Genomic DNA, 21,206 nt, shown 5'->3' with positions numbered 1-21,206 from the left:
ATATACTTATCGCTCGTTCTATATGAATAGGAGGAAAATATAATGACATTACAAGAACAAATTATGAAAGCACTACATGTTCAACCTGTAATTGACCCGAAAGCAGAAATTCGTAAACGAATTGACTTCTTAAAAGACTATTTGAGAAAAACGGGTGCAAAAGGATTCGTACTTGGTATTAGTGGTGGACAAGATTCAACGCTTGCGGGTCGACTAGCACAGCTTGCAGTTGAAGAAGTTCGCAATGAAGGAGGCAATGCAACATTCATTGCTGTACGTCTTCCATATAAAGTACAAAAAGATGAAGATGATGCACAATTAGCACTTCAATTTATTAAACCAGATCAATCGATTGCTTTTGATATCGCTCCGGCTGTCGATGCATTTTCTAACCAATATAAAGACCTATTAGGCGAATCGTTAACAGACTTTAATAAAGGAAATGTCAAAGCTCGCCTTCGTATGGTCACACAATATGCAATTGGCGGTCAACAAGGTTTACTCGTTATCGGAACAGACCATGCTGCTGAAGCTGTAACAGGTTTCTTTACAAAATTCGGAGATGGTGGCGCTGACCTTCTACCGCTTACAGGCTTAACAAAACGTCAAGGAAAAGCTGTATTACAAGAATTAGGTGCCGAAGAACGCCTTTACTTGAAAATGCCAACAGCTGATTTATTAGATGAAAAACCAGGACAAGCGGATGAAACGGAATTAGGTATTACATATGATCAACTTGATGATTACTTAGAAGGAAAAACAGTTACGGCGGATGTAGCAGAAAAAATTGAAAAACGTTATACAATAAGCGAACATAAACGACAAGTACCAGCATCGATGTTTGATGATTGGTGGAAATAATCATCAAAAGACAAAAGAAGCCAGTTTATATTGGCTTCTTTTTCTAGATTTTCGAAGCATTAATGTCTCATCACTAACACTATCCTTTTACAGTCCCTTAACGATATACAGCCACTTTCTTCCTCCCCAGAACATCTATGGTTATTTTTTCTCCCTTTCAAGCAATTCAATTATTCTATCAATCTTTTCTTCTATACTTCTAGAACAAGTTTTGTTTACAGTGGCTCTTAATACTAGCCTTTTTACAAACAAAGTAAATGAGATACAAAATATAACAATTAGTCCGATTATCACACATAGGTAAGCGATTGCAAATACATCATTTTCAAACAAAGACATTCAGCACTCCCACCTTTTGTTTTTGATAATTTTACCATATTCTAACTATAACCTATTCCTTTCCAATCATCACGAACAATCCACACACAAATACAAAAAGAGCACCTGTTATAGATGCTCTTTTTTATTAATACGTAAATGTGATTGTTGCTAATGAATAACCTGCCATCGCACTATACGGCGCAACTTGGTATGAAACTCGCTTCGCTCCTATTGGCCAAGAAATTTCATTTAATACTTTTTTTATATCTTGCATTGTTCCATCCATCGACTGTTTATAACGCATTTCCACTTTTGTAGGCTTTGCAGTAAATTGCTTCTGCAATTTCACTTTAAATTCATTATAATTTTCAGCCCCGTATTGCGACGACAGATAAATTAAGTTCGTATCCTTTAGCATTTTTTTGTACACTACTGCTTTAGGAGTACCTGTTTTTATTTTATCTGTTAATTCGTTATAGTAATTAGTTGATGCTTTTGGATACTTACTTCGATCCCATTCATGATCCTTGCCTAACTGCTCGTCAGATATATTATAATACGAATACGTAACACGCCCTGCTTTATCTGGAACTGGATCATCGAATGTGGTATCCATATGATACCACTTATTCTCAATCTTTACTAAGTTCCATGCATGTGCCTGCCCATTCCCTTTCCCTGTTACAATATGCGATTGAATACCTGCTTCTTGTAATAATTGATAGGTTAATAATGTATATCCTTGGCAAACGGCTGAACGATTTACTAACGCTTCATATGCCGTATAAGCCTTATAAGACGTATCATATGAAACATGTTTCACAACGTAATCATGTATAGCTTTCACCTTTTCATGCTCATCCATACCAGGCTTCAAGGTAGAATTTATAATTGACTTAACTTGTTTTTTCACATATTGGGTTTGTTCTTTTGATTCACGATATGTAATTTTTAATGTAAACGTATAGTTTCCTGGTATCCCTCTTATGGAATACTTTGTGCCCGCTACATTATATTTTAAGTACTCATCTTTATCTATTATCTTCGTATACTCTTTATAGAGCGTATCCAGTACTTCCCTGCCATTTTTTACTTTTGTTTTATACGTAATTATAATATTTTCTTCGCGATTATCAATATGTTTTTTTAATTCTTTGCGGAAACCTTCTAAGAGTTTAGTATCTGTTTGCGTAACAGCAACTTTTGAGTTTGTAGCCGCGTAAGATACCGCTGGAACTTGTAAACCACCAATCAAAATCGTTGAACATAGTGCAACAGTTGTTATATATTTGTTTTGTCTTTTCATCTCATCTAGTCACATCCTTCTATTTAAATCATATGAAAGAAATGTCCATATATCTTTAAAGTATACAATACTTTTTCAAAAAGAAAATATGAGATTATACATATTTATTAATTGCTATTTTACTATTATTAAAGGGAATTTCGATAATATTTCAGAAAATATAAAAAAACAGCAGTTCTTCCATTAGAAGTAACTACTGATTCTTTCTAACAAGTCTGTAATAAAACGCATGTATTTTCAAACCGATGATGTTTCAAATCATCATTATCAATACAGAAATATAACATTCCTAAATCTCCCCACACCATATTACAGTTTTGATAATCAGAATCGACTTGGAATAAGAGTGTTATATTGTTAACATTCGTACCAATGCATTCTCCAGCTTCTTGAAACACTTCTTCTTGAACAGAGAAAGGTTCACCCAATAATTGATGGTTATCATAATGATCTGGGATTAATTCCTCAAGTAACTGCAGAAAACGATCCGAATCTTCTTCGTCTTCAATAAAGAGCTCTGGCAACTTATATGTAAGTTCAAATGAAATTTCACATTGTGTAAATTTCGCTAGATTTCCATCCATTCTTTGTAATTGTTCAGTTGAGACATCGCAATACAGAACACATCCAGCCTCGTGTTGATTTATCTCTTCCTCAAAATGATTGCCGTAATAAAAGAAATATAACATCCCCTTCTCAGGAAAATTGTGATTCATACCCATATCTTGTAAATCAGTTAAATTAAATTGTGCAATAAAATCTAATGAATTCCCTTCGTAGGTTGGATATTCGAATGAAACCGGCACATCAGGAACTCCGCCCATTTTAGAGCTACCAATTGGAAGTATATCCATCTGCTTAGGAACCACTTTTATACAAGGAAATATAGTATCTATTAGTTCCTGTTTTAAATGTGCCAACTCATATTTATCAATTAACGACTCAATTTGTTTTTTCATAAATTCTCCTTACATCATGTACTTATTGGTATCTTCACACAAATATTGTACAACATTCATCACGAAAAATGAAAACAAACAAATCAAAAACGGGCTTATCTCTAGGACGCGAATAAGTTTAAAACAGCATAGTATACAGTGTTCCTACAAACAAGATATTTCATCATCTCTTCTAGTAGATCCTCACATTATTCATTCTGCTTCATTCCAACTTTTATGATAAGGAGGCATTCCACATGGGTTACGGATACGGTTGTGGTGGTTTTGGATATGGCGGTGGAGGTTGCGGTTACGGTGGCTTCGCTTTATTAATCGTTTTATTTATCCTTCTAATCATCATTGGAGCTAGCTGCTGGGGCGGCTTCATCGGTTGCTAAGTACACTTGAACAACTATTGTAAAAAAGCACGTGAATGACGTGCTTTTTTACTACATAACAAATCCAATCTTTGAAAGGAATATTCTTATGAAAATTGATGGAGTTTTTGAAGGCGGCGGTGTTCGTGGAATTGCACATGTTGGGGCGATTTGTGCCCTAGAAAAACAAGGCTATGAATGGGAGCGTGTAGCCGGGACATCAGCCGGTGCTATCATTGCAGCTCTTCTAGCAGCCGGTTACTCATGTACAGAACTAAAGGACATTATAAGTAACATGGATTACCATCAATTCACAAAAAAAACTTTACTTGATAAAATCCCTTTTGTAGGAAAAGCTTTAAGCGCATGGACGAAATTAGGGATTTATTCAAATGACTTTTTAGAAAAATGGTTAGAAGACCTCCTACACAAAAAAGGAATCCATCATTTTAGTGACTTGTCTAATCCACAAAATTTAAAAATCATCGCTTCAGATATTAGCAATGGAAAAATGGTTATTTTCCCCGATGATTTACCAAACTATGGATTTACAAATCACGATTTTTCTATTGCAAAAGCAGTCAAAATGAGCAGTACCATTCCGTTTTATTTTGAACCAATAAAATGGAAAACACCTAAATGGAAACAACCTTGCTATATGGTTGATGGAGGTATTTTGAGCAATTATCCAATATGGATCTTTGATTGCACTTCCATCCCAAGCTGGCCTACTTTTGGATTTCATTTTGTAAAAGATAAAATTCAAGCTGAACCTGTCCCTTATGAAGAACCTATTTCTATGTTCAAAGGTTTATTTAAAACTATGATGCAGGCACACGATTTACGTCATCTAGACAAAGAAACAAAAGCGCGCACCATTACAATTCCAACCGGAACCATTACGAGCACAAAATTTCAATTAACTACCGCTGAGAAAGAATGGCTCTATCAGTCTGGTTTTAACGCTGCCGAGAAATTTTTAAAGTCTTGGAATTTCAAAAGATATATTAATCAATATAGGAGTGGAAATCGAGAACGAAAAACATATCAACAAAACCACAGCCTAGATGCATAGTGCTCTCCTTTCAAATTTGATGAGTTCTATTCTTATCTATTTTACTTTTTGTACATTAAAAAAGAGCGAATCTACATTCGCTCTTTTCCACATGTTTACGGCGTAAAGCTTATCATCCAACCTAACATAAATCCAAATACAGCAAACAGTAGCATAAAGATAAATAAACTACATGCCCACAATGCATATTTTCGACTTTTACTTTTTGTAATCATACCTATGACTGAACACAACAATCCAGCTCCAACTATTTGTAGAAAACCTTCACCTAAAAATGTTTCTTGAATAAGCAATGTAATGTTCAAATACAATAACGCTAGAAAGGCAATAATTAATGAAATAATCCCCATCCACGTTTCTTGTTTATAAATATGACTCTTTCTTTGCTTTAAGAATGCCAATTCCATAATCTCGCTTCACCTACTTTCAATTTTCTAACCTTTTCATGAGTCATCAATTTTTCAACTTCTGCTTTAGGCCCAGTAACAACTGCCCCGTATGTTTTGATTCCGTTTTTTTCAAGGAAAGAAATACGCTTTGATAGCTCTAATGTTTTCGCTCTAGATAGCTTCACCGCTAAATTTTCATGCTTCCGTAATGACTTTAACACACCAATAAATTGTTCCTCATGAGGTGAGTCACTTAAAAATGGGCCATTTGGACTTGAAATCATATCTGCTGGAAAACCAATCGGGGCAACATACACACCATCATCATTTTTTTGCTTCTCCTCTAGCCCTGTATTCACGGCATACCAAACAATATCAATATTAGGAAACATGCGCTTTACCTCTTGTATACTTAATAATTCTCTAAAAGATACAAATGCTTCTACAACAGATTCTTGTGGAAGACCTTTTAATATCTGCGCTTCTTCACTGCTATTATAAGACATATTATAATTATTTGGATGAGACAATACTTCATTATCTATATATAGGATTTCAGGAATTTTTTCATCTATTGTATATTCACGGCTTACCTTCGTTACGTTACTTAATAAATAATTTGTTTTCTCTTCCCCAATCCGAATATCTTTCTTCCCTATCCTTTTATACAAATCAAAATGCAGTTGTAAACTAAGCGGTAACAATGTTTGCTCCATGTCTCTTTCCTTCATAAATACATTTGGTTCCGTTACACTTAGCGTTTGTTTTACTACATTCCGTATCTCCATTGCGTTTGTCGGTGCCAATACATAGTATGCGAGTGTAGCTACATATAAAATAGGTTGAATAAGTAATAAAAAAGTAAATACAATCAAAACATTGGTAAGACGGGCTCGTTTTTTTCCTCTTTTCAACACTTGCTCCTGTTTTCCCTCAGGAAGAGAAGCCGGTTTTTGCTGAAGAGCTTCTTGTAGCAAGTCTTTATAATCTTCTTGTTCAGAATGAGGCTTATCATTTGTCATTTTGACTCTTTTCCTCCTTTAACAATTGTTTTAATCTCTTTCTCCCGCGAAAGATGTGACTTTTATACGTGTTTAACTTTAAATCTAATACAGAAGCACCCTCTTCGTACGTTAATTGATGTACGTCACACAATAAAATAGCTTGTGCCTCTATCACAGGTAAAGTATGAATAATCTGAATTAATTTTTCATAACTATTTTTTGCGACTACATACTCTTCTGTAGATTCACCTGCTTATATTGTCTCTAATTCCTCCGTTCCTACAAAAGCTATTTTTTTCTCTTTCCTCACAAAATCAATAAACGTATGATATGCCACTTTAAAAAGCCATGATTTTACCTGTTGGTTTTCATAATCTTCCAGATAAAGATACGCCCGATAAAAAGTCTCCTGCATCAAATCCTCCGCTACGTGATGACTACGAGAAAGGGAAAATAAATACCGGTACACATCGTTTATATAAACCTTATATATTTCTTCAATTTCCATTCCCCTCCTCCTTTCATATATAACACGAATGAACGCGCTAAAAAGTTGCATTATTTTTCCTTTTTTATATTTTTTTCGGTCATTAAGAAAGTATTAATAACCACCTATTTTAATACTAAGTTTTAATTATAAATAAAATTTAAGATATTATGACTAACTTTAAACCTCTTAAAAAAGCTACCAAAATGGTAGCTTTTTTAAGGATACTGTAACCCCACCGCTTCTTCAGCAGTAACAACAACGTAGCGTTCCCCTGTTCTTAACCCTAATAATTCAGCTTTTTCAATCGCTTCTTGTCTCGTTTCTGCATAGGCAGCTAAATACTTGATTCCATCAATAACCTGACAAATGACATATTGTTTCATTTTTCTTTCCCCTTTTTCAGTTACTCGCATTTATAATATCATTTTTTACTTTTAAAAAAATATAATTATTATACTGCAAGATTCTTTATCAATCTTGCAACCTTTTCAATTCCTTTCTCTATATCATGTATTGAGGCATATGAATAGGAAAGACGTAAATATTGACTTGCATTTCTATCATACACATTTCCAGGATTGAGCAGAATTTTTTCTTGTAATGCTTTTTCAAACAACTCCCGCATCGAAATGTTTGGTTTAATATGTAACCAAATATAAAATCCACCTGTTGGTATTTGCCAAGTTGCTACATCTCTACAGTATTTCTCTAGCATTTCGAGCATAAAGTCTCTCCGTTTTTTCAACTCAATTCGTATTTGCTGTATATGTTTCTCATATAACTCACTTGCAAACCATTCTGCAGCAGCTCGTTGTGATAACGAACTCGAGCCGTAATCCATTTGCATCTTTATATCCGCCAATCTTTTAATGACTGGTTCTGGTCCAACAACCCAGCCAATTCTTAAACCAGGACTAATCACTTTTGACATACTTCCAATATGTAATACAACCCCATTTGTATCATATGCCTTTAATGGTTTAGGCGAAGGCGAATCAAGCCATAAATCTTGATACACAGCATCTTCAATGATAGGTAATCCAATTTCATTACATACCTTTATAACTTCTTGCCTTCTTTGTTCACTCATGACAAGACTTGTTGGATTATGAAAAGACGGGATGGTATATAAAATAGAACCATTGAATTGTCTTTTATATTTTGAAATAAGTGATGGTTGAATCCCATGTTCATCCATTGGAATACCAAACAAACGCATTCCTGCAGACTGAAAAACATTGAGCGAGTATAAATATGATGGTTTTTCAAGTAAAATGGACGAGCCTTTGCGTAGAAGTCCCATCGAAATAAGCTGCAGTGCTTGAATTGCTCCCGAAACAATTAATATAGATGCTGGCGATGCAAGAATATCATATTTTTGCAAATACTTTGCTATTTGCTCCCTTAATTTGAAGTCTCCTCTTGGTTCCTCGTATCCTAAAGGGATTTCCCTATAAGAAAGTTCCTTCATGATTTGCTTCATTTTCTTCTCAGGTAAAAGCTCTGGTGAAAGTTCACCAGTACCTAGTCGGATGATATTGGGGTAAAATTCGGCTTGATTAATTTCTTGAATGGTCGGGAGATTCGGATAATAAATACCTGTTTCTACATAGGAATTCCAGTTTGGGGGAGGCGCTAAAGTCGATACACTCCCTATATCGTTTCTCACAATTGTTCCCCTTCTACCCTCTCCCTCAATTAATCCTTGCGCTGTTAATTCATCTAGCGCCATTACAATTGTACTTCGATTCACTTCAAATGCTTGAGAGAAAGCTCGCTGCGACGGTAATTTTGTACCAATCGTCCATTCTCCATTTATAATTTTCCCTTTTATATACTCCTCAATTTGTTTATATAAGGGAACCGGAGAGGATCCATTTGGCTTCCAGTCAAATCGCTCCATATTATCACCACACTTAGTTTTGGTTGGTTTGTTATCCAACCATATGGATGGATACAATTTTGATTTTCTTTTATACAATATACACTATCATATTTCAGCTATTTATATGGGAGGGAATGAAATGACTGAAGCAATCCTTCACGGAATGATTCTTGCATTTGGACTCATTATTCCATTAGGTGTGCAAAATGTCTTTGTCTTTAATCAAGGTGCTAGTCAGCCAAATATTTTGCGAGCTATACCAGTTGTTCTAACTGCATCGATCTGCGATACAATTTTAATTTTGATTGCAGTACAAGGTGTATCACTGATGCTGTTGACCTTTTCATGGCTAACAACAACACTTTATGTAATTGGATTTTTCTTTCTCCTTTATATGGGATGGATGATTTGGAAAAGTGATGCCACAAAAGAGACGATTGAAGCAAAAGCAATGGCTATCAAAAAACAAATTATCTTTGCTGCCTCCGTTTCCTTATTGAACCCACATGCAATTCTAGATACAATTGGCGTCATTGGCACAAACTCTATTCAATATGTAGGCAGCGAAAAATGGGCTTTTACTTTCACAACAATTACAATTTCTTGGATTTGGTTTATTGGCTTAGCCTTTGTAGGAAGAATACTTGGAAAAGTTGATTCCTCAAGAAAGACAATTACAATTCTAAATAAAATTTCAGGGGTTATTATTTGGGGAGTTGCTCTTTATATGTTGAAACAAGTTATTTTTTAGAAAAAAGGATACCGTTTCAGTATATTTATAGGTAATTGTTAAACAATAATTGAAAAGGAGCCGTTACTTATATGGAATATAGCAAAGATTAGAAATTTATCCCTATGACATCCAGCAAAAAATGAGATAGCAAAAAAATCCATTTGTAATGATTTACAGATGGATTTTTTTTACTATCTCTTATTAAATTTCAAGTTAAGATGTAGGTTCCGGAATTGAATTTAAAGGTTCATTCTTCTTTTTAGGTTTAATCCATATAATTGTAATCATTGCCCCAGCAATTGCAAATATACAGGTTAAGTAAAACACTTCATGATCTGTCCCCTTCATAAAGTAAGAATAAAGTGGGGGGCCTGCCGCCACACCGATAAAACGCATCGAACTATAAAAAGAAGTAACCGTCCCTCTCTGTTCCTTTTCAATCCCTTGTGTAATAAGTGCATCTAAACACGGTAACGCTATACCGATTCCTACTCCCATAATTACTAAACAAAAAAGTAATAAGTAAATACCTTTCAAAAATAATGGCAAAATGACCGATATAGCAGCTAGTGTAAAACCAATGTATATACACTTTTTCATCACAACTTGGTTATCCCCTATTTTCTTTCCTGCCCTATACGAACCTATTGATAGTACAAGTAAGGGGATTGCAAGTATACATCCTTTCCATATTCCATGAATGTTGTATTTAGATTCTAATATGGTGGACAAATAAAAAAGAATCCCAAATAAAATAAGCATTATAATAGCACCTAATATAAAAATTGCGATTAACCATCTCCCCTTTTCTCGGAAAGTCAAACCAATTGATTGGATGAATTCTTTGAAAGGCGGCGCTTGTTTTTCTTGTTTCTTTGCTTTTACTAACAGTAATAATAAGACAATAGCAACAGCGCATAAAGCTGGGATAGCCCAAAACGGCAAAAACCATACGACTGCTGCAAGTGCAGATCCCAATATTGGACTAAGAACTTTTCCAAATGTGTTTGACGTTTCAATAATTCCTAAGCCAGTACTTACTTGCTTTTCATCTTTATATAAATCGCCGACACATGGAATGACGACTGGCATTGCTCCAGCAGCACCTATTCCTTGAATTGCTCTTCCAATAAGAATCCATACATAAGGATTTTCTACTTTCCATGATACCCAACCTGTTATGCCGCCTCCAATAGCTGCAATTAATAAACTTGGGATCATGACCATTTTACGTCCCCATCGATCTGATAAATAACCAGCAATAGGAATTAATAAAATCGCTAAAATAGAATATATCGTAATGATCATAGATGCTTGAAAAGAAGAAATATGTAGTTTCTTTTCGATTGTTGGAAGGATTGGAATGAGCATTGAATTTCCTAATGTCATAACAAGTGGAACAGATGCAAGTGCAATTAAACAACAGTTTTCTTTTTTTAACATCTTGATTTCGAAACCTTTCATCATTTACTTCTTTCTATGTAGTAGCCCTGATAAAATTCAATTGTAAATTTCATCAGGGCTACTATATTTCATCTGCTTTTTAACTTATATAACAAAAGAAATTGGAGTATAACATAGCATTACTTCTATTCTTTCAATCCTTACAACAGTATATCCATGCTATAAAATGGAAAAATTCATTTTCACTTTAAGAAAACAATAAAAAAGAAAGGAAGAAGTCTTCCCTTCTTTCATACAGCTTACATTAACGAGTATACCCGCCACCAAGCTGTTGTTCTGCCATAGCTACAAGACGTTTTGTGATTTCACCGCCTACAGAACCATTTGCACGAGAAGAAGTGTCAGCACCAAGTTGCACACCAAATTCTTGAGCAATTTCATACTTCATTTGATCAAGAGCTGCTTGTGCTCCTTGTGATACTAACTGATTAGAATTACGATTTCTAGCCATTTCCGTTCACCTCCTTTACATATTAAAATGTATAGATTTCAAAAAAAAATACATGGTAAATTATGGGTTTGTTTTTCAAGGCTATTTTTAAATACACTTACATTTTGAATTTCATAATACTAACGATAGAAAATGTTTCACTTTATGGAGTCAATACTGTCAGTTGCTTTCTTCTCAACTGAATAATCTCTTCTCGTAATACCTCTTTTGCATCATATCCAAACCATTCTAGTGAAGCAAAATGTTCCGTACCTTGAATTTCTCTTATGATTTCTTCGTAGTTTACAACCCCTTCAAATAACGGAACCATTCCTTTTCGACTACCAGCTGAAGCGTATACATTATTCGGCTCAAAGACATCTAAATGAACAGCCGAAGATATATTTTTCATATGGTAGTGCTGTACCCACGGTTTTAACTGACGATAACTTTCTACTGGATCCGTACCAGATTCCCACATATGGAGAAAGTCGAGATTAATTTTTAAATATGGGTGATTCACTTCTTCTAGTAATTGTAGAGTTGAATCCAAACAATCTGTTAATGTATTCGGATGTGTTTCCAATAGCACGTACATATTGTGCTGTGCAAATAAATCACAAATCATGCGAATTCGTTTCACATATTCCTGACGTTCTTCTTTTGTAAAACTGTTGCTTCGTTTTTGTCCAGCAAATGTACGAATCTTATTTGTATTACACCAATTCGCTAGCGCTGCTAATCGCTCTGATTTTTCCATTGTTCTCCCAAAATCTGCTGACAATGAAATATCTAAATAATCACTTATCATTGTGATTTTCAAATTTTTATTTTCCAAAAAATCTAGTTGTTCTTCTGTCACTTTACGCTCTTGCCCATATAAATTTTGTGCATGAATTCCCCATAGTTCAATCCCTTCAAATCCGTTCTCATAGGCAAATTGAACAATATCAGTAAATGAAATTAGCTGATGGCGAAACGAAATAGTACATAACGAATATTTCATACATTCAAACCCCTTTATCTCAAATTCAATGATGGTTGTTTATCCCGCTAGTTGTGGACAGTAACACTCCCACCTCAAAATTCAGCGAAAAGCAAAGAAGTTTGGTAGGAGATGAACTGTCCGTAAAAGCCTATTGATTAAAATTTCACTTTATAAAGTGACAGACTGATTTATTCTTATCTTTTTCCATGCTACAAACTGTCTCTCTAACTCCTGCTTAATCGCAAATTCAATCTCATTCATCTCATTTAATTTTTCAACTATTGATGATAACATCTCTTTATTTTTTGTCATTGCCATTTTTATTACTTTATACTGTACATTTGTAAATCCTTGTACGATATCTTCTACTCGGTCACACCAATAATCAAATTCTGTTTCAGAGTATTGTAATGTTTCACGAAAATATGCAAATGCATGTTCATAACTATATTTACGAATGGTCAATACAGGTATTTGTTTCACTGCTGCTATTAGTTTAGAAAATTCCGCTTCACCTTCACCATTTACCATTCTTATGACCAAATTTTTTAATTTCATCGTTAATTCATTGTAATCCCTTTTGAATGTCTCAACAAAATAACTTTCTACTGCTTCCTGAGAAGGCTCTCGAACAGCCTGTACATCAATGAAATATCCTCCACCGAACGGATTGTTTTCAATGGAAGGAATCACTTTATCCTTTGCCATATTCCCTTCCCAGCGAAAATCCGGATCCAGCATAAACCATTCATCTTCTTGATTTGTTTTTGATATCATTAAATAGTGTGGGAATGGTTTTTGATGGAATTTATTTTCCCTCTCTGGCAATAATGACATATCTACCATTACAATGACATATCGATTTTCTGGCTTTGTTTCTACTAACTCTAAAAAGGTCTCTACATTCGTTTGTTTCTCTTTTGAATGATCGTACCATTCATTTACTTTTATTCCGTATAGTTTTTCATACCAATGTAAGTAACTGTCATGGCTAATATTTTCAGAATGATAAGAAATGATCCCTTCCTCTGTTATATCAAAATCCCCATCCCATAAACCAAAGTAAAAAGGTCGAAAATCTATATCACTACGTCTTTTAATAATTTCACAAAAACAACTCACTAAACAGTGCACTTTAATTGAAGTCATTTTCTCACCCGTTTTCTAAAATATTAGTTATTCGCATCCACCTGTAACGGTTGTAGTTCTTCCATAAAGTCCAGTAAAGAACCTATAGTAGAAAAAGCTTTCGGATCCACTTCATCTTCAGGAACACATAATTGTAAATCCATTTCGATATAAACAATAAGCTGAAGCATCATGACAGAGTCAATATATAAATCTTGATTTAAACGCATTGTATCTTCCAAATAAGTAACATGTTTTAATTCCATTTTTTCGATCATAATTTTTAATAACGCTGCCTTTAACATTTTACGATTCACGTTGTCATTTCCTCCATTTCTAATAGTTTACGGCTTACCTTCCCAGTTGCATTTTTAGGAATTTCCGTAACATTTTCAATTTCATGAGGGACTTTATAGGACGGTAAATGCTGTATACACCATTCTCGTATTTGAACAGGCTCAATACTAGAAATCACTTTCGCTTTTACAATCTCACCCATTACAGGGTGTTTTCCGCGATACACAATTGCCTCCTGAATACCATCTAAACGGAGCATTGTCTCCTCTACTTCTATCGGGAATACCTTCAAACCTGACACGTTAATTACATCATCCATACGCCCCACAAAATGTAGCCCACGTTCTGATTTATATCCTAAATCTTTTGTATAAATCACTTTTTCTCCTATTGTTACTACTATTTCTTCAGGCTCGTTTTGATCACCACTAATACGAATAGACGCGTGAGGAAGTGGTTCTCCTAAATCTAAATGTGTGTTCATATTGTGACAAATACTAATGCAACCTGCTTCTGAGCATCCGTACTGCTGCATCATATACTTTGTCATCCCCTTAAGTTTATAAAATAATGATTCTGGTAACGGTGAACCTGACGTCATCACTTTATGAAACTGAAATGCTCCTTGTGGAAAACTTCCCATAATATGTAGCATAAGTGGTACCGCATATACGATATGTTTTGGTGTATTACGAATGATATTTAATGCAAATTTCGGGTTTTTATTTGTAATAACAATTGGCTTACTGCCTCGCATGATTGCAGATAACGTCCCGCAAATTAATCCATATGAATGGGAAACAGGAGCCAATACAATTGGTACTTCATCAACTTCACACTGTAAAGCTTGATTATAAGCGTCAATTTCTCTTTCAATTTCTTCCCATGGCCTTTCAATGAGTTTCGGTTCACCAGTTGTTCCTGAACTATATTGCAGTAAGGATGGTTCTTTTTTTATTTCGTGCTCACTATTTAATGTTATGAATTGCTTAAAATCTCCATATAAGAGCCCAAAACATTCGGCACGTTTTGCCATTTCAATAGCTGTAGCTTTTGGCGTCTCTCCATGAATAAGTAGCACAGATGCTTTTTTTTGTTTTAAGAAAAGGATAAGCGTAGTAATATCAAAAGGATCTGTTATACAAAGAGCAAATCTCTTTCCATTCACTTCTTGAAAATGTTCCATATTTTCATACATTTGTAGTCTTAATTCAAAATCATTCTTGCTATATTCTTGTTTGTTAACGATTAGCATGATTTACCTCCATAACAACAGTCTTACTCTTTATAAGTTGCAGTGCATGATATAAAGGATTGGGCACTTCATGTACAAGCGATTCCACATCTTTATATATGCGACGTCTTGTTAATTGCTCCGCTCGAAATGTAGGTGTGTATAGCTGTAACTCCTCAAAACGTCCATATAGATACTGAGAACTTGTAAAGTGATTCTCTAATTCTTCTACAACAAGCATCCAAAATCTCTCTTCATTAAATCGATATTCATCAGCAAGCAGTAACGCTAGTTCACCTAAATTAAATAAGAAGAGCGCATCTAAGATCATTTCGTGTAAACTACGCATACTGTCCATTTCAAAAAAGTCATTGAGCTGTCCTTTTGCATACATACTGTGTACTTTTGCAAAATCGGGACACTTTTCTGGCATTTTTAAATATGGACGATAAAACTCAAGACCTTCATGAAAATCTTTTAGCGCAATCCGGATCGGCATTCCTTGTTTATGAATAAGAATCATATTTTGTCCATGTGATTCTAACGCAATGCCATGTTCCACTAATAGATGTACAACTGGTAACACCGCTTTTTGAATAAGCATACGAAGCCAATTTTCAATGCCGTTTTTCTTTAGCCAGGGCTCAATAATAGGCTTTCCGTCTTGGTCTTTTGCATATAAAGCATTAAACGGTACGGCTTCTTCTGTCTCTTCTAAATGTACATGAATACTTTCACGCCAAATACATCCTAACGAACCGTAAGTAGCTTGACCTGGTGGATCGTACGTTACACCGGCAAATTCTTGTAATAAAACAACACGCGCCTTATCCCTTAAATATGAGTCATCCCTTACCAAATCTGTCAACCAATTTGAAATAATAGGTGCACTAACAACTGAGTGTGGTTTTAACGTCCGAACAGTTGATGTATTTAACAAGTTCATAGAAAGCTTCACATAAGGTCTCATACAATTGGTAGCATTTTGTAAAGTACGCATCGATTGCTGTGCAAAATATTCATCTTCTGATTGTTCTATAAAAATAATGTGCCTATTGTGTATATGTTCAGCATAATTCGGGATAATATAATTCTCCCATTGCCACGGATGAACGGGCATGAATGTATAATCATTTGGATTGCATCCTATATTTCGAACAGTAGAATAAAATTCAATTCGTTTCTTCTCTCCTATTTCTGCTCCCACAAAGTGATTGAAATCTTCCTTGGACAGAGCTCCTATATGAGTATATTTATTATGAATGGCAATCCAAATGAGTTTCATCGACTGTTTAAATTCGAAACCATATTGGTAATTATCACGATAATGAAAGCCAATTCGTGCCTTATAACTTGGATGATACGGATGTCCATCCATTAAGCGATTTTCCAGCTCATCGTATGTTTTCTCTATAAGCTTCTCTTTTGTTTCGTTTCTTTCATATTGAGCCATTGTATCTTTAAAGATTGTTTGTTCTAACTCTTGAATAAAGGAATGTAATTTCGCTTCATCTACCTGAATCATTTTAAAAACTTCATTTGAAAATTGTGCAATTGATGTTACTTCTTCTTCTCTATCATTTTGTATTCTTACAAGTGGTTTTTCGGTTAACCGAATACGGCCAAATGTCATTCGCTCTTGACCACAACATCTGTATGTGACGCTGTTTCCACTTTCATCAAACCCTGAAATGATAAAAAATATATCTTCTCCCTCTTGTATGCGAATTGGAGAAATGATTTCCTCATAAATTAAGGACTCTATTAATTGACGAAAAACTCTTCGTCTAACAGCAATATAACGATCCGATTGAACCGCTTTCATTACTCTCGTATGATAAACCTCTTCCTTCATAGCTGCCTCCATGATAGAAAATATTAAAAATACCATTTTTTGTATTACGTGAAATTTTAAAAATATTTATGAACGAACAACGCTTTCTCTTTTATTGCACTCTGCCTCCACTTCTTGAAAGAGAGGATTGTCAACCTTGACATAAATAGCTTGCTCAAGAGGGCTTGTTAATTCATCAACATCAAAAAATCTTGTTAATAAATTTGCTTTACACGGTAATTCTTTATCTTTCAATAATTCTTCTAAAAATGTAGATGGTTCACGATTATATGGAAGGAACGATTCTAGTACACTCCGTAATTCGGAAAGGAGAATTTCCTCATCTATTAACCTCGATGTACCAAATCCATTTATTAATCCAAACATATGATTAAAAATTAAGTAATAACGGAAACGTTCATCTGCAATACTGTCATCATATAAATTCCCACTCTTTTCACCAATACCAGGCAATTCGGCATCCAAAATATGTTTCATTGAATTACAGAAATAAAATCCTTGATTATCACGGAAATAAAATTTTGTTGGATAACCATCTTTCAGATGAATAACACTATTTTGTTGATGTGCCTCTAATGCAACTCCATATTTTAAGTACATCCATACCATTGGTTTTAAGGAAATATTCATATAGCGCCTGAACCAATCTAAACTTACCTCTTCACAACTTCTTCCTTCTTCTTCTGCAAGATGATGAATAATATTTGCTAATCTCGTTTTTTCACCTGGAAGCGCATCTTGGGTAAGTCCTGCAATGAGGGTTGCATTGTTTGCATTCTCACCATAGAAAGCATTTTCACGAATAATTACTTCAAATCCTGATTCTTGTCCTTCAAGTCCTAGCGTAATATAAGCTGGATCACATATAAAATCAAATCCTGGGAATTTATCTCGTACTTCTCCAATTTTTGTATTTAATATTTCTTTTCCTTCTATTCCACTTTCAAGCTCTTTCAATTTATTTACACGCATTGAATTTGTAACTTTCACAGGAAAAGAAAATTTAAACATATAGTTTGATTCTGGATGATACATTGTTCTAAGTGAAGATGTTGCCATATATGGTTTTCCAACTGGTCCGAAATACTCAAGAACACCATTATCTATCCAATTCTTCACATGAGGTTGATATAATAACCATTCTGCTTGAAGTGGATGAATTGGAATTAAAGAATAGTCATCTTCTTCACAATAACGTTCAATAAATTCCGTACTGATAGACGGATCTTTCCTCAACTCCCCTTTTATAATTTCTGTTGCCTGTTCCATAAGAATGGATTTTTCCTTTACTAAATCTTTATGCGCTCGAAAATAATGAAGTTGACACTCACCCTGTAATTCAGGCGAATACATTGAACTTTTCCAATTTAATATTCCTTGTCTACTCTTTGGGGTAGGATGGTTTAAATGACCAAAAAGTAAAGATTGCTCTGCTTCTATAAAAGTCGTATGGAATCCATATAACTTTGCAACATCTTGCTCTCTCTCCCCAATAAACTCCTTCATATTTTGACAACTTTGAATAACTCGAAGTAGAAGTTCGTCCGGGTTTGTCCCCTCTCCATAGTTCATGGACATCTCTTTTATTAGTAATGTAATAACCGTTACATAATCAGCTTTCACAACATGAAAATCTGTTCCAATTTGATAATAGAAATGTTTTCCAAACAGATGACGATCTGTTGGTGATTTATATATAACTTCTGCATACAAAGTAATGTTTTGCGCCGATAACCGACAGCATAAATATGTTGAAACAGCACCTGTGTCCTTTGTATCACTAAAGGTGGTACTCATATTCTCATCTTCTGTAATCCATTCCCCGCTTCCTGTTTCACGTAAATAACAATTTAAAAAACTTTGCATTGTTGCATGTTCCGCGATTTGTTTCGCATGCTGCATACTTGTCCTCCTCTTTACAATAAAGCTATCGGAAATTTTTATTTTTAATAATAACTAACAGAAAAAATGATTATCATTATCAAATAAGATTTTAATTGATTATCATTATCAATTCAAGTATATCTTTCAGAATTTTTTTATCATAATTAAATTTTCATCTTTTCGGTCATATTTCTTCTATAATTTTCAACTCAATTATAATCTAATCTCTCAGTAGGCTATAGAGATGGTACAGGAAAAATCTTAAGTTATGTAAAAAGCGCCATCCTTTCTGTATATTTCTACAAAAAGAATAGCGCTTTTTCTATAGCATGGATACAAATTCACATTAACTTGAAAACGATTGGGTACGGAAACGATTCGTACCCCTATGTAGAACAATCGCTTAGCGTACAAAATTCGCGTTTTGTTAGCAAGACTCTAACAGACTATATTTGCACCAGAATCAATTAAATTTTGATAGAATTAGAAAGTATTTAAAAATGTCAAATATATTATTTAGAAGTTTAAATCCTAACGCTAAGGAGGTGTTGTCTATGCAAAAGGAAATAGTATTTTTAGGGTGTAAATATGAGGGGATAACGTTTTAATAGCCCAAAAACTGCGTGGTTCCCTTCTATATTCGAAAGGAGTATCCATATTGAACAAACTATCTTTAAAACCCATTGACAAAAGTAACTGGGAGGAGGCTATAAAATTATCAGTAAAAGAAGAACAACGTATATTTATCGCCTCCAATCTTTATTCTATTGCAGAGGTTCAATTTTTAGATAATTTCTATGCAAATGGTATATATCTTGATAATAAATTAATAGGATTTACAATGTTTGGAATAGACTCTGATGATAATAATTATTGGATTTATAGACTAATGATTGATAAAGAATACCAAGGACAAGGTATAGGTATACAGGCTATATTTCTCATTATAAAAAAAATAAGAAGTATTAATAATAAAAATATTCCTCTAATCATGATTGGATATAATCCTAAAAATCTTTCAGCAAAAATTGCTTATAGGAAAGCTGGATTTGTTGAAACTGAATTATCATCTTGGGGTGAACAATTGGCGAAGTTCACCTTATAAAACACTATACATGCCTATCAACTTAAGAACGGAAACACAATGAACTCTCGTTCAAATAAACTAAAAAACTCTTAAAACACTATTTATCCTTAAAAATAGGCATGTATGATGAGGCCAATTAGGTATTATATCAGTAATGTCCCTTTTCAATCAAAAATGTAGTGATTTGATTAAAATGGAAATTGTCATGATCTACCATTGCATTCATGTAATCTTGTAAAGACTGATTTTTATCTTGAATCATATATATTTTGCTGAAATCCTCTTCCGAAAATGCTTCTAGAAAGTGAATAAGGCTAAAACGAGCTTCTTGGAATTGCTGGATGAGTTCATCTTTTGCAACTCCTGATTTAGCATAATTTGCGGATTTTCTATTGAATTCATCTACATTGATGTTTGCCTTTGTTAAGCATTTTTGTGATTGTAGTAATGAAAGTCGTTCAAGGATGAAGCGATCCCAAAACAAAATATGCGCCACAATTTCTGACGTCGACCATTTATCTAATTGAATAGGAATAAACCAAATTTGATCGTTAAGATTTAATAATGACTGCAATATATTGTCAATAGAAGCATATCGGGCTAAAATCTCATCTTTCGTTCGCAATAAAACACTCTCCCTTCACTTTTCATTCAATTCTTTCTTATTCAACAGAAAGTTAATCAAAATCCTATGTTTACATAAAATTAAATAGAGAGATCCATCAATTTTTTAACTTGATATGCATGGGGCATACTCCTAGTAAATAGCGTAATAAAAAGGAGATATACATAATAAGTTGTATATCTCCTTTTAAAATCTATTTATTGTTTACATAATTATATTATTTAACTTCTTTCAATCATGTATTAATAATTTATAAAGATTATCTATATCTCTCCAACAGTAAGCTGTCTCTTGAATATTCAATCTTTCTAAAAACTTTGTATGGACCCGCTCTGGAGAAAACTTTTCATAAAAACCTATTGAAGGATTATTGGATATAACCCAGACTAATACAGAACACATATCATTTTTCATAAATTCTGACACAAGCGTTTGAAATAATTGCTTTCCGACTTTATATCCTTGGTATTCTTCCAAAAGATAAATTGCGTATAATTCTCCATCACAGTCATATTTTCCTGTTCTTTCGAGCCCACCGTCAATAAATCCTATAATTTCTCCATCTAACGTTTCTGCCACATACCTATATTGATTTCCTACCGCTTGTTTAAAAATGTTTTTCCATTGTTTTTCCCGACTCTCATACGTTGTAGCCTCTATCATTTCATCAGATAGTATTCCTTTATAGGTTGTTTTCCAGCTATCAACATGCACTTTCGTGATTCCTTTTATATCGTTTGCTGTTGCTCTTCTAATTTTTATGTCCATCTTTTCTCCCCCTCTTGTTCCTCTATTATAGCAAAGGAAAATATAGCAGCTATATCAGGTAAGCAAA

Annotated in this window: 22 protein-coding genes and 1 pseudogene; 5 read left to right on the top strand and 18 right to left on the bottom strand. The window is 34.0% G+C overall.

Features of this window, described 5'->3' with window-relative positions:
* Positions 1 to 42: 42 nt before the first annotated feature.
* Positions 43 to 861 (top strand): ammonia-dependent NAD(+) synthetase, encoded by an 819-nt coding sequence (gene nadE / locus LOK41_RS05245; RefSeq protein ID WP_241815564.1) that lies wholly within the window; start codon positions 43 to 45, stop codon positions 859 to 861.
* Positions 862 to 1,002: 141 nt separating this feature from the next.
* Here nadE and LOK41_RS05240 read toward each other — a convergent pair whose 3' ends face one another.
* The 3 genes from LOK41_RS05240 to LOK41_RS05230 form a co-directional block, all read right to left on the bottom strand.
* Positions 1,003 to 1,200 carry a DUF4083 domain-containing protein gene (locus LOK41_RS05240; RefSeq protein ID WP_241815563.1) on the bottom strand — a complete coding sequence of 66 codons (198 nt, stop codon included), beginning with the start codon at positions 1,198 to 1,200 and terminating at the stop codon, positions 1,003 to 1,005.
* 127 nt (positions 1,201 to 1,327) lie between these two features.
* Positions 1,328 to 2,488, bottom strand: a complete 1,161-nt coding sequence (locus LOK41_RS05235) for a transglutaminase domain-containing protein (protein WP_241815562.1) — start codon at positions 2,486 to 2,488, stop codon at positions 1,328 to 1,330.
* Positions 2,489 to 2,694: 206 nt separating this feature from the next.
* Positions 2,695 to 3,447 carry a YwqG family protein gene (locus tag LOK41_RS05230; protein ID WP_241815561.1) on the bottom strand — a complete coding sequence of 251 codons (753 nt, stop codon included), beginning with the start codon at positions 3,445 to 3,447 and terminating at the stop codon, positions 2,695 to 2,697.
* A 236-nt stretch (positions 3,448 to 3,683) separates the two neighbouring features.
* Between LOK41_RS05230 and LOK41_RS05225 the strand changes: the two genes are divergently transcribed.
* Both LOK41_RS05225 and LOK41_RS05220 read left to right on the top strand, forming a co-directional pair.
* Positions 3,684 to 3,824: a YjcZ family sporulation protein gene (locus LOK41_RS05225; protein ID WP_241815560.1), complete on the top strand. Its 141-nt coding sequence runs from the start codon at positions 3,684 to 3,686 to the stop codon at positions 3,822 to 3,824.
* A gap of 88 nt (positions 3,825 to 3,912) precedes the next feature.
* Positions 3,913 to 4,878 (top strand): patatin-like phospholipase family protein, encoded by a 966-nt coding sequence (locus LOK41_RS05220; RefSeq protein ID WP_241815559.1) that lies wholly within the window; start codon positions 3,913 to 3,915, stop codon positions 4,876 to 4,878.
* Between the two features lie 95 nt (positions 4,879 to 4,973).
* On the opposite strand, the gene LOK41_RS05215 is transcribed toward LOK41_RS05220, so the two are convergent.
* The 5 genes and pseudogenes from LOK41_RS05215 to LOK41_RS05195 form a co-directional block, all read right to left on the bottom strand.
* Positions 4,974 to 5,285 carry a hypothetical protein gene (locus tag LOK41_RS05215; RefSeq protein WP_241815558.1) on the bottom strand — a complete coding sequence of 104 codons (312 nt, stop codon included), beginning with the start codon at positions 5,283 to 5,285 and terminating at the stop codon, positions 4,974 to 4,976.
* Positions 5,267 to 6,289, bottom strand: a complete 1,023-nt coding sequence (locus tag LOK41_RS05210) for an anti-sigma factor (RefSeq protein WP_241815557.1) — start codon at positions 6,287 to 6,289, stop codon at positions 5,267 to 5,269. Before LOK41_RS05210 ends, LOK41_RS05215 begins: the two co-directional genes overlap by 19 nt.
* Positions 6,279 to 6,779: pseudogene (locus LOK41_RS05205) on the bottom strand (sigma-70 family RNA polymerase sigma factor). Before LOK41_RS05205 ends, LOK41_RS05210 begins: the two are co-directional and overlap by 11 nt.
* A gap of 197 nt (positions 6,780 to 6,976) precedes the next feature.
* Complete coding sequence (locus LOK41_RS05200; RefSeq protein ID WP_174102521.1) at positions 6,977 to 7,144, bottom strand: DUF3933 family protein; 168 nt, start codon at positions 7,142 to 7,144, stop codon at positions 6,977 to 6,979.
* Between the two features lie 68 nt (positions 7,145 to 7,212).
* Positions 7,213 to 8,664, bottom strand: coding sequence for an aminotransferase-like domain-containing protein (locus LOK41_RS05195; protein ID WP_241815556.1), 1,452 nt, complete (start codon positions 8,662 to 8,664; stop codon positions 7,213 to 7,215).
* A 121-nt stretch (positions 8,665 to 8,785) separates the two neighbouring features.
* Here LOK41_RS05195 and LOK41_RS05190 point away from each other — a divergent pair, with 121 nt between their 5' ends.
* Positions 8,786 to 9,397 (top strand): LysE/ArgO family amino acid transporter, encoded by a 612-nt coding sequence (locus LOK41_RS05190; RefSeq protein ID WP_241815555.1) that lies wholly within the window; start codon positions 8,786 to 8,788, stop codon positions 9,395 to 9,397.
* 195 nt (positions 9,398 to 9,592) lie between these two features.
* Here LOK41_RS05190 and LOK41_RS05185 read toward each other — a convergent pair whose 3' ends face one another.
* The 8 genes from LOK41_RS05185 to LOK41_RS05150 form a co-directional block, all read right to left on the bottom strand.
* Entirely contained in the window at positions 9,593 to 10,846 is a 1,254-nt protein-coding gene (locus tag LOK41_RS05185) for an MFS transporter (RefSeq protein ID WP_241815554.1), read from the bottom strand.
* Positions 10,847 to 11,087: 241 nt separating this feature from the next.
* Positions 11,088 to 11,294: an alpha/beta-type small acid-soluble spore protein gene (locus LOK41_RS05180; RefSeq protein WP_174102517.1), complete on the bottom strand. Its 207-nt coding sequence runs from the start codon at positions 11,292 to 11,294 to the stop codon at positions 11,088 to 11,090.
* A 142-nt stretch (positions 11,295 to 11,436) separates the two neighbouring features.
* Entirely contained in the window at positions 11,437 to 12,279 is an 843-nt protein-coding gene (locus tag LOK41_RS05175; protein ID WP_174102516.1) for a sugar phosphate isomerase/epimerase family protein, read from the bottom strand.
* A gap of 150 nt (positions 12,280 to 12,429) precedes the next feature.
* Positions 12,430 to 13,410, bottom strand: a complete 981-nt coding sequence (locus LOK41_RS05170) for a DUF6005 family protein (protein WP_241815553.1) — start codon at positions 13,408 to 13,410, stop codon at positions 12,430 to 12,432.
* A 23-nt stretch (positions 13,411 to 13,433) separates the two neighbouring features.
* Positions 13,434 to 13,706, bottom strand: coding sequence for a petrobactin biosynthesis protein AsbD (gene asbD, locus LOK41_RS05165; RefSeq protein ID WP_174102514.1), 273 nt, complete (start codon positions 13,704 to 13,706; stop codon positions 13,434 to 13,436).
* Complete coding sequence (locus LOK41_RS05160) at positions 13,703 to 14,941, bottom strand: AMP-binding protein (protein WP_241815552.1); 1,239 nt, start codon at positions 14,939 to 14,941, stop codon at positions 13,703 to 13,705. Before LOK41_RS05160 ends, asbD begins: the two co-directional genes overlap by 4 nt.
* Positions 14,928 to 16,775 (bottom strand): IucA/IucC family protein, encoded by a 1,848-nt coding sequence (locus LOK41_RS05155; RefSeq protein WP_241815551.1) that lies wholly within the window; start codon positions 16,773 to 16,775, stop codon positions 14,928 to 14,930. Before LOK41_RS05155 ends, LOK41_RS05160 begins: the two co-directional genes overlap by 14 nt.
* A gap of 66 nt (positions 16,776 to 16,841) precedes the next feature.
* Complete coding sequence (locus LOK41_RS05150) at positions 16,842 to 18,677, bottom strand: IucA/IucC family protein (RefSeq protein WP_241815550.1); 1,836 nt, start codon at positions 18,675 to 18,677, stop codon at positions 16,842 to 16,844.
* Between the two features lie 640 nt (positions 18,678 to 19,317).
* Between LOK41_RS05150 and LOK41_RS05145 the strand changes: the two genes are divergently transcribed.
* On the top strand, positions 19,318 to 19,764 hold the full coding sequence (locus LOK41_RS05145) for a GNAT family N-acetyltransferase (protein ID WP_241815549.1): 447 nt from the start codon (positions 19,318 to 19,320) through the stop codon (positions 19,762 to 19,764).
* A 130-nt stretch (positions 19,765 to 19,894) separates the two neighbouring features.
* Here LOK41_RS05145 and LOK41_RS05140 read toward each other — a convergent pair whose 3' ends face one another.
* Entirely contained in the window at positions 19,895 to 20,371 is a 477-nt protein-coding gene (locus tag LOK41_RS05140; protein ID WP_241815548.1) for a DinB family protein, read from the bottom strand.
* A 231-nt stretch (positions 20,372 to 20,602) separates the two neighbouring features.
* The gene (locus LOK41_RS05135) at positions 20,603 to 21,139 is read right to left on the bottom strand and encodes a GNAT family N-acetyltransferase (RefSeq protein ID WP_241815547.1); all 537 of its coding nucleotides are present in this window, start codon (positions 21,137 to 21,139) and stop codon (positions 20,603 to 20,605) included.
* Positions 21,140 to 21,206: the final 67 nt, after the last annotated feature.

It is taken from the genome of Bacillus sp. TL12 (genome assembly GCF_022625245.1).
In the GTDB taxonomy this organism is placed as follows: Bacteria; Bacillota; Bacilli; order Bacillales; family Bacillaceae_G; genus Bacillus_A.
This window is presented reverse-complemented; position numbering and strand designations above follow the sequence as displayed.

Excerpts from the sequence above, each read along its gene's own strand:
- LOK41_RS05195 (WP_241815556.1), bottom strand. The coding sequence starts at position 8,664 with ATGGAGCGATTTGACTGGAAGCCAAATGGATCCTCTCCGGTTCCCTTA.
- LOK41_RS05155 (WP_241815551.1), bottom strand. The coding sequence starts at position 16,775 with ATGAAGGAAGAGGTTTATCATACGAGAGTAATGAAAGCGGTTCAATCG.
- LOK41_RS05175 (WP_174102516.1), bottom strand. The coding sequence starts at position 12,279 with ATGAAATATTCGTTATGTACTATTTCGTTTCGCCATCAGCTAATTTCA.
- LOK41_RS05235 (WP_241815562.1), bottom strand. The coding sequence starts at position 2,488 with ATGAAAAGACAAAACAAATATATAACAACTGTTGCACTATGTTCAACG.
- LOK41_RS05240 (WP_241815563.1), bottom strand. The coding sequence starts at position 1,200 with ATGTCTTTGTTTGAAAATGATGTATTTGCAATCGCTTACCTATGTGTG.
- LOK41_RS05215 (WP_241815558.1), bottom strand. The coding sequence starts at position 5,285 with ATGGAATTGGCATTCTTAAAGCAAAGAAAGAGTCATATTTATAAACAA.
- LOK41_RS05225 (WP_241815560.1), top strand. The coding sequence starts at position 3,684 with ATGGGTTACGGATACGGTTGTGGTGGTTTTGGATATGGCGGTGGAGGT.
- LOK41_RS05210 (WP_241815557.1), bottom strand. The coding sequence starts at position 6,289 with ATGACAAATGATAAGCCTCATTCTGAACAAGAAGATTATAAAGACTTG.
- LOK41_RS05150 (WP_241815550.1), bottom strand. The coding sequence starts at position 18,677 with ATGCAGCATGCGAAACAAATCGCGGAACATGCAACAATGCAAAGTTTT.
- LOK41_RS05190 (WP_241815555.1), top strand. The coding sequence starts at position 8,786 with ATGACTGAAGCAATCCTTCACGGAATGATTCTTGCATTTGGACTCATT.
- LOK41_RS05185 (WP_241815554.1), bottom strand. The coding sequence starts at position 10,846 with ATGATGAAAGGTTTCGAAATCAAGATGTTAAAAAAAGAAAACTGTTGT.
- nadE (WP_241815564.1), top strand. The coding sequence starts at position 43 with ATGACATTACAAGAACAAATTATGAAAGCACTACATGTTCAACCTGTA.
- LOK41_RS05170 (WP_241815553.1), bottom strand. The coding sequence starts at position 13,410 with ATGACTTCAATTAAAGTGCACTGTTTAGTGAGTTGTTTTTGTGAAATT.
- LOK41_RS05135 (WP_241815547.1), bottom strand. The coding sequence starts at position 21,139 with ATGGACATAAAAATTAGAAGAGCAACAGCAAACGATATAAAAGGAATC.
- LOK41_RS05180 (WP_174102517.1), bottom strand. The coding sequence starts at position 11,294 with ATGGCTAGAAATCGTAATTCTAATCAGTTAGTATCACAAGGAGCACAA.
- LOK41_RS05160 (WP_241815552.1), bottom strand. The coding sequence starts at position 14,941 with ATGCTAATCGTTAACAAACAAGAATATAGCAAGAATGATTTTGAATTA.
- LOK41_RS05230 (WP_241815561.1), bottom strand. The coding sequence starts at position 3,447 with ATGAAAAAACAAATTGAGTCGTTAATTGATAAATATGAGTTGGCACAT.
- LOK41_RS05220 (WP_241815559.1), top strand. The coding sequence starts at position 3,913 with ATGAAAATTGATGGAGTTTTTGAAGGCGGCGGTGTTCGTGGAATTGCA.
- LOK41_RS05200 (WP_174102521.1), bottom strand. The coding sequence starts at position 7,144 with ATGAAACAATATGTCATTTGTCAGGTTATTGATGGAATCAAGTATTTA.